Origin of the sequence: Mycobacterium branderi, assembly GCF_010728725.1 — a bacterium.
GTDB classification, from domain to species: domain Bacteria; phylum Actinomycetota; class Actinomycetes; order Mycobacteriales; family Mycobacteriaceae; genus Mycobacterium; species Mycobacterium branderi.
Genome location: NZ_AP022606.1, coordinates 2,139,963 through 2,152,340, shown reverse-complemented (window position 1 = coordinate 2,152,340; position 12,378 = coordinate 2,139,963). Strand labels below are relative to the sequence as shown.

Annotated in this window: 14 protein-coding genes and 1 pseudogene; 8 read left to right on the top strand and 7 right to left on the bottom strand. The window is 67.1% G+C overall.

All coding sequences use genetic code 11. The features are described 5' to 3' along the window. Window position 1 precedes the first annotated feature (1 nt). Genes pstB through pstS form a run of 4 tightly spaced genes read right to left on the bottom strand, consistent with a single transcriptional unit; the run spans window position 2 to window position 3,833 of the window. The gene (pstB, locus tag G6N47_RS11100; protein WP_083134551.1) at window positions 2-778 is read right to left on the bottom strand and encodes a phosphate ABC transporter ATP-binding protein PstB; all 777 of its coding nucleotides are present in this window, start codon (window positions 776-778) and stop codon (window positions 2-4) included. 12 nt (window positions 779-790) lie between these two features. Further along, window positions 791-1,705 carry a phosphate ABC transporter permease PstA gene (gene pstA, locus G6N47_RS11095; RefSeq protein WP_083134552.1) on the bottom strand — a complete coding sequence of 305 codons (915 nt, stop codon included), beginning with the start codon at window positions 1,703-1,705 and terminating at the stop codon, window positions 791-793. After that, complete coding sequence (gene pstC / locus G6N47_RS11090) at window positions 1,702-2,727, bottom strand: phosphate ABC transporter permease subunit PstC (protein ID WP_083134553.1); 1,026 nt, start codon at window positions 2,725-2,727, stop codon at window positions 1,702-1,704. Before pstC ends, pstA begins: the two co-directional genes overlap by 4 nt. A 23-nt stretch (window positions 2,728-2,750) precedes the next feature. After that, a complete protein-coding gene (gene pstS, locus G6N47_RS11085) occupies window positions 2,751-3,833 on the bottom strand; it encodes a phosphate ABC transporter substrate-binding protein PstS (protein ID WP_232080179.1) in 1,083 nt (360 codons plus the stop codon). Window positions 3,834-4,208: 375 nt separating this feature from the next. Between pstS and G6N47_RS11080 the strand changes: the two are divergent. Continuing rightward, window positions 4,209-5,428: pseudogene (locus tag G6N47_RS11080) on the top strand (IS110 family RNA-guided transposase). 91 nt (window positions 5,429-5,519) lie between these two features. Here the strand turns inward: G6N47_RS11080 and mshD are convergent. Then, window positions 5,520-6,434, bottom strand: a complete 915-nt coding sequence (mshD, locus tag G6N47_RS11075; protein WP_372517523.1) for a mycothiol synthase — start codon at window positions 6,432-6,434, stop codon at window positions 5,520-5,522. After that, a complete protein-coding gene (locus G6N47_RS29625; RefSeq protein WP_163659615.1) occupies window positions 6,419-7,180 on the bottom strand; it encodes a winged helix-turn-helix transcriptional regulator in 762 nt (253 codons plus the stop codon). Before G6N47_RS29625 ends, mshD begins: the two co-directional genes overlap by 16 nt. 126 nt (window positions 7,181-7,306) lie before the next feature. Here G6N47_RS29625 and lmeA point away from each other — a divergent pair, with 126 nt between their 5' ends. The 7 genes from lmeA (at window position 7,307) to G6N47_RS11040 (ending at window position 11,197) form a co-directional block, all read left to right on the top strand. Then, entirely contained in the window at window positions 7,307-8,119 is an 813-nt protein-coding gene (gene lmeA / locus G6N47_RS11065; protein WP_083130917.1) for a mannan chain length control protein LmeA, read from the top strand. Continuing rightward, window positions 8,116-8,529 carry a thioredoxin family protein gene (locus G6N47_RS11060; protein ID WP_083130918.1) on the top strand — a complete coding sequence of 138 codons (414 nt, stop codon included), beginning with the start codon at window positions 8,116-8,118 and terminating at the stop codon, window positions 8,527-8,529. The genes lmeA and G6N47_RS11060 overlap by 4 nt, the downstream gene beginning before the upstream one ends. A 29-nt stretch (window positions 8,530-8,558) precedes the next feature. Further along, window positions 8,559-8,648, top strand: a complete 90-nt coding sequence (locus G6N47_RS30315) for an Ms5788A family Cys-rich leader peptide (RefSeq protein WP_372507691.1) — start codon at window positions 8,559-8,561, stop codon at window positions 8,646-8,648. A 79-nt stretch (window positions 8,649-8,727) separates the two neighbouring features. Next, complete coding sequence (locus G6N47_RS11055) at window positions 8,728-9,216, top strand: DUF4395 domain-containing protein (RefSeq protein WP_083130919.1); 489 nt, start codon at window positions 8,728-8,730, stop codon at window positions 9,214-9,216. Next, on the top strand, window positions 9,195-10,028 hold the full coding sequence (locus G6N47_RS11050; RefSeq protein WP_083130920.1) for a sulfurtransferase: 834 nt from the start codon (window positions 9,195-9,197) through the stop codon (window positions 10,026-10,028). The genes G6N47_RS11055 and G6N47_RS11050 overlap by 22 nt, the downstream gene beginning before the upstream one ends. 1 nt (window position 10,029) lies before the next feature. Further along, window positions 10,030-10,332, top strand: coding sequence for a DUF1416 domain-containing protein (locus G6N47_RS11045; protein ID WP_045374431.1), 303 nt, complete (start codon window positions 10,030-10,032; stop codon window positions 10,330-10,332). A gap of 223 nt (window positions 10,333-10,555) precedes the next feature. Then, window positions 10,556-11,197, top strand: a complete 642-nt coding sequence (locus tag G6N47_RS11040) for an FABP family protein (RefSeq protein ID WP_139799410.1) — start codon at window positions 10,556-10,558, stop codon at window positions 11,195-11,197. Between the two features lie 231 nt (window positions 11,198-11,428). Here the strand turns inward: G6N47_RS11040 and G6N47_RS11035 are convergent, their stop codons facing one another. Further along, on the bottom strand, window positions 11,429-12,280 hold the full coding sequence (locus tag G6N47_RS11035) for an aminodeoxychorismate lyase (RefSeq protein WP_139799427.1): 852 nt from the start codon (window positions 12,278-12,280) through the stop codon (window positions 11,429-11,431). Window positions 12,281-12,378 lie beyond the last annotated feature (98 nt).

Genomic DNA, 12,378 nt, shown 5'->3' with positions numbered 1-12,378 from the left:
GCTAGCCGAAGCGACCGGAAATGTAGTCTTCGGTGGCTTTCTGGGTGGGGTTGGAGAAGATCTTCTCGGTGTCGTCGATCTCCACCAGCCGGCCGGGTTTCCCGACGGCCTCCAGGTTGAAGAACGCGGTCTGGTTGCTCACCCGCGCGGCCTGCTGCATGTTATGGGTGACGATGACGATCGTGTAATCCTGCTTCAGCTCGGCGATCAGCTCCTCGATCGCCATCGTCGAAATCGGATCGAGCGACGAGCACGGCTCGTCCATCAGCAACACGTCGGGCTGCACCGCGATGGCCCGGGCGATGCACAGCCGCTGCTGCTGCCCGCCGGACAACCCGCCACCGGGCCGGTCCAGCCGGTCTTTGACCTCGTCCCATAAGTTGGCTCCGCGCAACGAGTATTCGGCGGTGTCGTCGAGGATCTTGCGGTTGCGCACGCCCTGCAGTTTCAGCCCAGCCACCACGTTGTCGCGAATTGACATGGTGGGAAAGGGATTTGGCCGCTGGAACACCATCCCGATCGCCCTGCGCACACCGACCGGGTCGATTCCCGGGCCGTAGATGTCGTCGTCGTCGAGCAGCACCGTGCCCTCCACGCGGGCACCGGGGATGACCTCGTGCATGCGGTTGAGGGTGCGCAGCACTGTCGTCTTGCCGCAGCCGGACGGCCCGATGAACGCGGTCACACTGCGCGGCAGCACTGACAGCGACACGTCGGCGACCGCGTGAAACGACCCGTAATAGATGTTGAGGTCTTTGAGGTCCAACCGCTTAGCCACCGCTTCTCCTGCCTAGAATTTCTTAGGCGCAAAGATTTTCGCGACCACTTTGGCCCCGACATTGATCACGGCGATCAGCAGTATAAGCGTCACCGCAGCGCCCCACAGTCGTTCGGTCGGGACGGGATTGGCACCCGCGCCGGCCGACGTCTGGTCATACATCATACCGGGCAGCGACCCCATGAAGCCGCTGACCATGTCGAAGTTCATCGCCTGCGAATAGCCCACCAGAATCAGCAGCGGCGCCGTCTCGCCCATCACCCGGGCCAGCGCCAGCATGATGCCGGTGATGATTCCGGACAGGCCCGTCGGAATCACAATTCGCGCAATGGTTTTCCACTTCGGTACGCCGAGTGCGTAACTGGCCTCGCGCAGATCCACCGGGACGATCCGCAGCATCTCCTCGGTCGCCCGCACGATCACCGGAAGCATCAACAACACCAACGCCAGCGACACCGCCAAGCCGGAGCGCGGCAGGCCCAGGGTGGCCACGCACAGCGCGTAGATGAACAACGCGGCGACGATCGACGGCACGCCGGTGAGGATGTCGACCATGAACGTCGTCAGGCGCCCCAGGCCGGTGCCCGCGCCGTATTCGACGAGGTAGATCGCTACGAAGACGCCGACCGGGATGGAGATGGCCGCGCAGACCAGCCCCTGCAGCACGGTGCCGACGATCGCGTGGTAGGCGCCGCCGCCACTCACGAACGCCGTCAAGCCGGCCTGCGAGTGTGTCCACCACACCGTGGACGTGATCGCCCGGAATCCCTTGGCGACCACCGAGTAGAGCACCCACAGCAACGGGACCAGCGCCACCGCCATCGACAGCGTCACCAGCACCGTCGCGACATTGTCGGCGACCCGGCGCCGCAGGCTGGTTCCGGCGAATGTGCGCGCCTTGACCGGGCGATCCAGGATCGAGGTCATCGAGTTCCCTTACCTGCAACCGCTGCGCGCGCCAGCGCGTTGACCAGAAAGGTGAGCAGGAACAGCACCAGTCCGGCGGCGATGTAGGCACCCGCCTTGTACTGGTTGTTGAATTCCGCCGCGGTGGCCGCGATCTTGCTGGCGAAGGTGTAGCCGCCGTCGAAGAGCGACCAGCCGAACGCCGACTGCGTGCCGCGAAGGATGATCAGCAGCGCGACGGTCTCGCCCAGCGCACGGCCCAGCCCCAGCATCGCGCCGCTGATGTAGCCCGACCGGCCGAACGGCAGCACCGTCGTCTTGACCACTTCCCACCGGGTGGCGCCGAGCGCCAGCGCCGCCTCGATATGGGCCTGGGGCGTCTGGACGAAGACCTCGCGGGTGACCGCGGTGATGATCGGCAGGATCATCACCGCCAGCACGATCCCCGCGGTGAAGATCGTGCCGCCCCCGGCGACGGACGCGTTGCCGTTGGCGAACAGAAAGCACCACCCCAGGTGGTGGTTGAGCCACGTCGCGATCGGCCGCAGCCGCGGCGCCAGCACATAGAGGCCCCAGACGCCGTAAATGATCGACGGCACCGCGGCGAGCAGGTCGACCATGTAGGCCAGTGGGCCCACCACCCGTCGCGGCGCGTACTGGGTCAGATAGATCGCGATGCCCAGCGCCACCGGCATGGCCAGCATCAGCGCGAACAACGCGACGAAAACCGTGACCTGCAGCATGTCGAAGATGCCGAAGTGCATCGCCGAGGTGTCGGTGGTGACCCAGTTGCCGCCGTAGGTGAAGAAGTTCTCTTTGTTGCGGGCCAGCGCCGGGATGGCGCGCCACAGCAAAAAGACCGCGATGGCGCCGATCAGCACGACGATCAGGACGCCAGAGCCTTCCGACAGCCCGCGAAAGATGCGATCCCCCAGGCGGGGTTTGCTCCTGCCCCACGGAATGGTGGGCGGGGTGATCGGTTCGGGAACCGGCGCAGCGACGACCTCACCCGAACCCGCGTCGGACGGATTTGGCGTTGTCACTTCGATCCCATCGCCGTTGGTTCTTATTGGATCGCGCCGATCGCCGCCACCAGGCGTTGCTTGAACCTGTCCGGCAGCGGAATGTATCCGGCCGGCGACAGCCCCTGTTGACCGTAGTCGGCGGCCGCGGTCAGAAACGATTTGAGCGCCGTCGAAATGCCCGAGTCGTAGCCTTTCGAGCACACGATCTCGTAGGTCACCAGCACCAGCGGGTAGGCGCCGGGTTCTTTGGTGCCGTAGAGAGAGTTCAGGTCCAGCCGCAGGTCGTTGCCGGCGCCGGCGAACTTGGCGTCGTCGATCGCGTTGCGGGCGGCGTCGTCGCTCAGCGCCACTGCGCCGCCGCCGTCGTCGATCTGCGCATAGGTCAGCGAGGCCTGGTCGGCGAAGCCCTTCTCGACGTAGGCGACGGCGCCGGGCGTGGACTGCACGGCCTGCACCACACCCGCGGACTTCTGCACGCCCTCGCCGACGCCGCCCTGAAACTCGCTGCCGGCACCTTTGGTCCAGCTCTGCGGGGCCGCGGCGCCCAGGTATTTCTGAAAGTTGTCGGTGGTGCCCGAGGAGTCCGACCGGTAGATCGGCGCAATGTCGATGTCGGGCAGGGTGACGCCGCGGTTGAGCGCCGCGATCGCCGGGTCGCGCCAATTGGTGATCTTGCCGGTGAAGATCTTGGCCAGCACGTCGGCGTTGACGACGAGGGGGTTGACGCCGTCGAGGTGGTAGGCCACCGCCACCGGCCCGAACACCAGCGGCAGGTGCCAGGCCGGGTTGCCGTTGCAGCGCTTGGTTGCCGGTTCGGCCTGCTCAGCGGTCAGCGGCGAGTCCGAGCCGGCGAAATCGACATGACCGGCGACGAACTGCTCCCGGCCCGCGCCCGACCCTGTCGGGTTGTAGGACACGTTCTTGCGGGGGCAGAACCGCGCCCAGGCCTGGTTGAACAGCGCGATGGCGTTTTGTTGAGCGGTCGAGCCCTCGCCGGTGAGGGCGTCTTTGCCGCCGCAGTCGATCGCGGGCGACGACGTCGCGGGGGTGCCGATGTTGTTGTCGCTGCCGCAGCCGGCCAGTACCAGGCTCAGGACCGCCGCCGCGATCAACGCTTTACCCACCGTGTAGCGCGTCCTAATCGTTTAGTAGGGATGGATTGCTGGTCGTGGTGGCGACCAGGGTCTGTTTCCTGGTTGGTCTGCTGTCAGGTGATGCCTGGTTTGTCCCGACGCTCGACGTCTAGAGAAAGAACGGCGCGCCTGGCGGCAGATCACCTCCGGTGGTGGTGGGATGCCGTTGCCCGAGCCCACCGCAGGGTTGACCTCCCGACTGTGTTTCCCGAGCCTTGAGCTCTTCGATAGAACGAGGTCCTGCGGTGAGCTGGAGTCACGGACGGCTAGTGAGATGACGGACCTAAGAGTCCCGCGATTAGGGCGCCGCGTGAGTCCACCGGTGACGGCATAACCATCGATCGAAGGAGTGATGACACCTTGGGCTTGTTTTGTGGAATTGATTGGGCCACTGAACATCACGATGTCGCCGTCATCGACGACGACGGGCGTGTGGTGGCCCGCGGACGGGTCAGCAATGATGCGGCCGGGTTCGCGGCTCTGTTGACGCTGCTGGCTGAGGCCGGTGACAGCGCCGCGCATCCAATCCCGGTGGGGATCGAAACCGATCGCGGACTGTGGGTGGCCGCGCTGCGCGAAACCGGCCGGGTGATCTACCCGATCAACCCACTGGCGGCCTCGCGGTACCGGGCACGGCATGCAGTGTCGGGGGCCAAATCCGATGCCACCGATGCGGTGCTGCTGGCCAATATCGTGCGCACCGATGCCGCCGCGCACCGACCGCTGCCCGCCGACACCGAGCTGGCCCAAGCCATCCGGGTGCTCGCCCGCGCCCAGCAAGATGCGGTTTGGGCGCGTCAGCAGATCGGCAACCAGATCCGCGACCTGCTCAAAGACTTCTACCCGGCCGCCATCGCCGCGTTCGCCGGGCTGCCCGAGGGTGGACTGGCCCGCGCCGACGCCCGCACCATCTTGGCCGCTGCGCCGACCCCAACGCAGGCGGCGACGCTGACTCCGGCTGCGCCGACTGCTGACCAAAGCTGGCCGCCGACGCCATCTCGACCGCGATATCGAGCGGTTGCGCGCCGTGTTCACCGACACCTACCTGCACCAACCGCCGGCCGTGGAAAACGCGATGGGCATCCAACTGGCGGCGTTGTTGCGCCAACTCGAGGCCGCCTGCACCGCGGCCGACGAGCTGGCCGAGGCGGCGATCGCCCATTTTGAGCAACACCCGGACGCCAAGATCATCACCAGCTTCCCCGGCCTGGGGATGTTGGCCGGCGCCAGGTGCTCGCCGAGATCGGCGATGACCGAACCCGCTTCGCTGAGGCCCGCGGACTCAAAGCCTTCGCCGGATCCGCCCCATCACCCGCGCCAGCGGCAAGAAAACCGTTGTCCTGCACCGCCACATCAAGAACCGGCGACTGGCCGCCGTCGGCCCGATCTGGGCACTGGGATCGCTGCGCGCCTCGCCGGGCGCGCGTCGCCACTACGATGCCCGCCGCGCCGCCGGAGACTGGAACCACCAAGCCCAACGGCACCTGTTCAACAAGTTTCTCGGCCAACTCCACCACTGCCTGCAGACCGGCCGGCTCTACAACGAACACCTGGCGTTTCCACCTCCTCTCTCGCTCGTGGCTTGACTCTTAACTTCGTGAGATGTCTTTCTCGAACGTCGTGCGGCGCAGTGCGCATGGGTTGGAGATTGCCGGTTATCAGTGAACACAGGGTGAATCAGGGGACACCCGCAGCATAGGCGGTGTCGACGCTGTGCTGGACGAAGCCGAGCCGCCGATAGGTCCGCAGCGCGGCGGTGTTGTCCGATTCGACGTAGAGCATCACCGTCGGATCCGCCTTGTCCGCCAGCCGACGCGCCAGGTGTGCGACCCCCACCGCCGTCAGCACGCCGCCGAGCCCACGGCCCTGGGCCGCCGGGTCGACGCCGACAATGTAGACCTCACCCAGGCCGCTCTCGTCGGGATGCAGCTTGGTCCAGTGAAAGCCCAGCAACTTGTCGGTTGTCTGGTCGAAGGCCAAAAACAGTCCCTCGGGGTCGAACCACGGTTCGGCGCGCCGCTCGGCCAGATCGGCCTGCGTCCAGCCGCTTTGTTCGGGATGCGCGGCGAACGCGGTGTTGTTGACCCGCAACAGTTCGTCGTCGTCGCCGACGCCGGCGTAGGTGCGGATCCGCACGCCGTCGGGCACGGCGGGCGCGGCGACGTCGTTCAGCGGACGACGCATCTGGATGAGTTCGCGCACGGGCACCAGACCCAGCGCCGACGCCGTAGCCCGGGCCGCTTCCAATGTGCCGTGCGCCCAAAACTGGTTACGTCCATCGGTTTTCGACAACGCAGTGCGGATCAAGGCGGTGCCGATGCCGTGCCGGCGCGCGTCCGGGTGGACCACGAGCTCGGCCATTGCAGACGAATCATCTTGCGGGACAGTCAGATTCAGATAACCAACAATGGCGTCTGTCTGCGGCTCGGTGGCCACCAGATGTCGGGTTCGCCGATGCGCGAGCTCTCGTAGCACCTGCTCCCCGACGGGTGCCACCTTATCGAATGCGGTTGCCGCAGCGACGAGTTCACGCACCTGCTGCTGCTCGTCCGCAGACAGCTCCGAGTGCCAGTCGGTCACTGGCTGCGCAATGGGTCGACGAGCGGGTCGGAGTCGGTGTCCAGTCCCGGCTCCTCGTCGTCGGCCGGTTCCGGTTCGGGTGACCGGCCACGGGCCGGGCGCACCGCCTTGTAGCCCACGTTGCGCACGGTGCCGATCAGCGACTCGTACTCCGGGCCGAGCTTGGCCCGCAGCCGTCGCACATGCACGTCGACGGTGCGGGTGCCGCCGAAGAAGTCGTAGCCCCATACCTCGTGCAGCAGTTGCGCGCGGGTGAAAACCCGGCCGGCGTGCTGCGCCAGGTACTTGAGCAGCTCGAACTCCTTGTAGGTGAGGTCCAGCGGACGACCCCGCAGCCGGGCGGTGTAGGTGCCCTCGTCGATCACCAGCTCGCCGAGGCTGATCTTGCCCGCGCTCTCCTGGTCGGCCAGGCCGCCGCGGCGTCCCACCAGCAGCCGCAGCCGCGCATCGATCTCGCCGGGCCCGGTGGCCGGCAGCAGGATCTCGTCGAGCCCCCAGTCGGAGTTGATCGCCACCAGCCCGCCTTCGCTGACCACCGCCACGACGGGGATCGACCGGCCCGTGGTGCCCAGCAGGCGGCACAGACCGCGCGCCGCCGGCAGGTCGTTGCGCGCGTCGACCAGCACGACGTCGGCGCTGCCCGCTTCCAGCAGCGACGACACGTCGGCCGGCGCTGTCCGCACAGTGTGGGCGAGCAGCGACAACGACGGCAGGACCGAGTCCGGGTGCGGCTCCGCGGTCAGCAGCAATAGATCCAAGCAAGCCCCTCCAGCGTCGTGGGAAAGGCGTCTCCCAGATTCGCGAGATGTGTAGTTAGCGGCCAGGTCATCTAACGATAACGTGCGACCAGGTGTTTCGCCCGCTGACGATCCAAGGGCAACAATATGCGGATGCGCAGGGTGTTCATCGGTGTGGCCGCGGTGGCGGTGGCCGTCGCCGTGGTGCTCGTCGGAGCCGTCGGGGTGGATTTCGGGACCACTATTTACGCCGAATACCGGTTGTCCCGCACGCTGCGCAACACCGCGCACCTGGGTTCGGATCCCTTTATTGCGATCCTTGGTTTCCCGGTGATCCCGCAGGCCATGCGGCGCCACTACGACGAGGTGGAGATCAAGGCAAGCGCCGTCGACCATCCCAAGGTCGGCAAGGCCACCCTCGAGGCCACGATGCATTCCATCGGCCTGGGCGACGCGTCATGGCTGATCCGGCCGGACGCGAAGCTCCCGGTGGGCAAGCTGGAAAGCCGCATCATCATCGACTCGACGCATCTGGGCCGGTACATGGGCATCACCGATCTGATGGTCGAGGCGCCGCCGCAGGAAACCAACGACAACACCGGCGGCACCACCGAATCCGGGATCTCGGGCAGTCGTGGGCTGGTGTTCACCGGCACTCCGAAATCTGCCCACTTCGACAAGCGGGTCAGCGTCGCCGTCGACCTCTCCATCGCGGGAGCGGACCGCACCACGCTGGTGTTCACTCCGACCGGTGTGCTGACCGGACCCGACACCGCCAACCAGACGGTGCCCGACGACAAGCGGGACGCGGTGCTGGCGGCGTTTCGCCAGCGGTTGCCCGACCAGCGGCTGCCGTTCGGCGTGGCGCCGACGAGCCAGGGCGCCCGCGGCTCCGACGTGATCATCGAGGGCATCACCCAGGGAGTAACGATCACGCTCGACGGGTTCAACCAGGTATGACTACTGCACTGGTCGCTGTCGTGGCCGCTTTGGCGCTGGCGGCGCTCGTCGGCTGGCTGCTGACCCGCCGCGCCGGGTCCCTACAGGCCGTCGGATCCGAAGTGGACACCACTGATCTCGGCTTGTCCCGGGACGGGCCGACGGTCGTGCACTTCAGCGCCGCCTGGTGTGCGCCGTGCGACCGCGTGCGACGCGTGGTCAGCCAGGTCTGCCGTGATCTCGAGGACCTCGGCGACGTGGCGCACGTGGAGATCGACATGGACGCCAACCCGGCTGCGGCGCGCCGCCTTTCGGTGCTGTCGCTGCCGACGACGTTCATCTTCGACGGTGACGGCCGGCAGCGGTACCGCACCGCCGGCGTCCCGTCGGCCGCCGACCTGCGCTCGGCGCTGACCCCGCTGTTGGCTTGACCGTCGGGACATTGGGTAAGCTGTCCGACGTGTTAGCCCGCCTGGAGCTCGTGCTCACCAAGCGCCGCGCAGTCGATCTGTGCCGCACCGCGGGTTGCTGCTGTTGTTGTAGCTGCTGAGTAGCGCCGTCTCGCGCCGCTCTCGGAAGCAGCCGTTCTGGCATGCCTCCCCCTTCCCGTTCTCAACAGGAGCAGCTCTATGTCGTCAGAAACCACCACCACCGACCGGGTGGACGTTCGCGGACCGCGATTCGTCGCCTGGGTCACCACCGCGGTGCTGGTGACCACGCTGATTGTGGCCGGGACCAGCACCTTCGCCGCCGCCGGCATCCTGGGTCTGCAGGCAGTCGTGTTCGCGATCGGCGCCTGGGCCGGCCCGCGCCGGCATCCGTACGGCGTGCTGTTCGCCAACCTGGTGGCGCCGCGGCTCGGGCCGGTCCGGGAGCGGGAGCCGGTGGCCCCGCTGAAATTCGCTCAACTGGTCGGATTCGTCTTCGCCGCCATCGGCGTGGCCGGGTTCGCCGCCGGCGCTCCCCTGCTCGGGATCGTCGCCACCGCGGCCGCATTGGCGGCGGCCTTCCTCAACGCGGCCTTCGGCATCTGCCTGGGCTGCCAGCTCTACCCGCTCGTCGCGCGTCTGCGTAACCAACCGAAAGGATCCACACCATGGCACGCTCCGACGTCCTAGTCTCCGCCGACTGGGCCGAGAGCAATCTCGACGCCGCCAACACCGTCTTCGTCGAAGTCGACGAGGACACCAGCGCCTACGACACCGGCCACATCCCCGGCGCGGTCAAGCTGGACTGGCGTACCGACCTGCAGGACCCGGTCCGGCGTGACTTCGTCGACGCTCAGCAGTTCTCCAAGCTGCTCTCCGACCGCGGTATCTCCAACGACGACACCGTGATCCTCTACGGCGGCAACAACAACTGGTTCGCCGCCTACGCGTACTGGTACTTCAAGCTCTACGGCCACGACAAGGTCAAGCTGCTCGACGGCGGCCGCAAGAAGTGGGAGCTGGACGGCCGCCCGCTGTCGAGCGAGAAGGTGAACCGCCCGGCCACCTCCTACAGCGCCAAGCAGCCCGACAACTCGATCCGGGCGTTCCGCGACGAGGTCCTGGCCGCGATCAACGTCAAGAACCTGGTCGACGTCCGCTCCCCCGACGAGTTTTCCGGCAAGATCCTGGCCCCTGCGCACCTGCCGCAGGAACAAAGCCAGCGGCCCGGTCACATCCCCGGCGCGATCAACGTGCCGTGGAGCAAAGCCGCCAATGAGGACGGCACCTTCAAGTCCGACGAGGAGCTGGCCAAGCTGTACGCCGACGCCGGCCTCGACGGGTCGAAGGAGACCATCGCTTATTGCCGGATCGGTGAGCGGTCGTCGCACACCTGGTTCGTGCTGCGCGAGCTGCTCGGACACCAAAACGTCAAGAACTACGACGGCAGTTGGACGGAATACGGCTCCCTGGTGGGAGCCCCGATCGAGTTGGGAAGCTGATATGTGCTCTGCACCGAAGCAAGGACAGACGTTGCCGGCCAGCGTCGACCTGGAGAAGGAGACCGTCATCACCGGCCGCGTCGTGGACCGCGACGGCCAGGCCGTCGGCGGCGCGTTCGTGCGGCTGCTGGACTCCAGTGACGAGTTCACCGCCGAGGTCGTCGCGTCGGCCACCGGTGATTTCCGGTTCTTCGCCGCGCCGGGGTCCTGGACGCTGCGCGCGCTGTCGGCGGCCGGAAACGGCGACGCGGTGGTGACCCCGTCGGGCGCCGGCATCCACGAGGTGGACGTCAAGATCGCCTGACGGGCCTTCGTTTCCCAGCGAGCGTGCGTGTTTGTACGCCGAAACGCCGCAAATGACGTGCAAGTGTGCACGCTCGCCGCGGGTCGCCCCGAGAATATCGGTGGGATTGACGCACTAGACTCATTGCCGTGGTGCTGTTCTTCGAGATCATGCTGGTCGCGGCCGTGGTGGTCATCACCTGGTTCGCGTTGTATGCGCTGTATCGGCTGATCACCGACGAGTCGTGAGTGACCGGACCGGTTCTGGCGATCGAGCGCTGGCGGCCGCCGCCGAGCGCGCCAAGGTGACCGCGTCACGCAACATCCCGGTCTTCGACGACCTGCCTGGCCCCGCCGACACCGCCAACCTGCGCGAGGGCGCCAACCTGCACGACGCCTTGTTGGCGTTACTGCCACTGGTCGGCGTGTGGCGCGGTGAAGGCGAGGGTCGCGGCAGCCACGGCGACTACCGGTTCGGCCAGCAGATCGTGGTCAGCCACGACGGCGGCGACTACCTGAATTGGGAGGCCCGGTCGTGGCGCCTCACCGACTCCGGTGACTACGACGGCCACGACCTGCGGGAAACCGGTTTCTGGCGCTTCGTCGTCGACCCCAACGACGCAGGTGAGTCGCAGGCCATCGAGCTGCTGCTGGCCCACTCCGCCGGCTACGTCGAGCTGTTCTACGGCCGGCCACGCAACCAGTCGTCGTGGGAGTTGGTCACCGACGCACTGGCGTGCAGTAAGTCAGGCGTGCTGGTCGGGGGCGCCAAGCGGCTCTACGGCATCGTCGAGGGCGGCGACTTGGCCTACGTCGAAGAACGGGTGGACGCCGACGGCGGGCTGGTGCCGCACTTGTCGGCACGGCTCTCCCGCTTCGCGGGCTAGCGGTCAGGTCCAGAGATGGGACGGCCCCCGAGCCGTAGTTCCTGGTTGGACGGACCGGAGGCTCGGGGGCCGGGTGACTGCGGGGAATTCGCCAGCGCGCGCAGGTGATTCCAGCCGCTCGCGCTTAACGCGCAGCCACCTCACAAGTCCATAAGCCAATCAATTTGCGGACCACCTCCTTCCCTGTGTACGGCCGACCGTACCGCTAACCGGCCGGAGCCACAACTGAATTCAGCGATCGCTGAGAATCGCGGCGTCAACCAGCTCGGCGAATTCGGCAGCCATCGGCGCGGGCGGCAACAACCGGCCGTCCAAGGTGTGGACACGCGCAGCCAACGTCATACTCGACACTAGCCAAATCCCTTGCGCATCAAAGAGATCCGATACCCGAAGGGCGCGGTAGTCGCAGTCGTATCCTTTCGCGCGGGCGACTTCGAACAGCGCCTGCTGAGTAGTGCCCCGCAGGATCGGATACCACGGCGGCGGTGTCAGCAGGCAACGATTTTCCGCGGCGATCACCACCGTGGACCGCGGGCCCTCGAGGACATAGCCGTCGGAGCTGACGAAGATGACGTCGCCGGCGCCGTGCCGGCCGGCGTGCCGCAGCGCGGCCATATTGATCGCGTACGACAGGGTCTTGGCGCCGGCCAGCAGCCAGGGCATCGCGTCGACGCCGGTGGCGGGCAGTTCGCGAGGCAGGGTGATCGCGGCCACCCCGTCACGGCGTGCGGCGCCCACCCGGGCCGCGACGGGGTTGACGGTCACGTACGCCGTCGGCGCCGAACCGCGCTCCCTGCCCCGGCTGTAGACCAGCCGCATCGCGCCCTCGTCGGTCGTATCGGCCGCCCAGTTGCGCGCTGCCACGTCGATGGCGCGCCGCCAAGCGGCCGCGTCAGGCTCCGGCAGGTCCATCAGCTTGGCCGACAGGGTCAGCCGGTCCAGATGCGCCTCCACGAGGCACGCCTGGCCATCGCGTACCAGCAGTGTCTCGAAGACGCCGTCGCCACGCACCGCGGCGAGATCGTCGGCGAACAGAAGTGGCGTCCCCGGCGGATGGATCTCGCCGTCGAGCGTGACGACCACGCCAGGGTGGTCTGTCATGACGTAAGAGCCTATCGCGGCGCCTGTGAAGCTAGGTTCACCCTCGTCGACGACTGTGAAACTGGCTTCACGTTCGCGGG

What these genes read in the sequence shown, in the direction of transcription:
- pstA (WP_083134552.1), bottom strand. Translation starts at nt 1,705, where the DNA reads ATGACCTCGATCCTGGATCGCCCGGTCAAGGCGCGCACATTCGCCGGA.
- lmeA (WP_083130917.1), top strand. Translation starts at nt 7,307, where the DNA reads ATGCGGATGCGCAGGGTGTTCATCGGTGTGGCCGCGGTGGCGGTGGCC.
- G6N47_RS11060 (WP_083130918.1), top strand. Translation starts at nt 8,116, where the DNA reads ATGACTACTGCACTGGTCGCTGTCGTGGCCGCTTTGGCGCTGGCGGCG.
- G6N47_RS11055 (WP_083130919.1), top strand. Translation starts at nt 8,728, where the DNA reads ATGTCGTCAGAAACCACCACCACCGACCGGGTGGACGTTCGCGGACCG.
- G6N47_RS11050 (WP_083130920.1), top strand. Translation starts at nt 9,195, where the DNA reads ATGGCACGCTCCGACGTCCTAGTCTCCGCCGACTGGGCCGAGAGCAAT.
- G6N47_RS11045 (WP_045374431.1), top strand. Translation starts at nt 10,030, where the DNA reads ATGTGCTCTGCACCGAAGCAAGGACAGACGTTGCCGGCCAGCGTCGAC.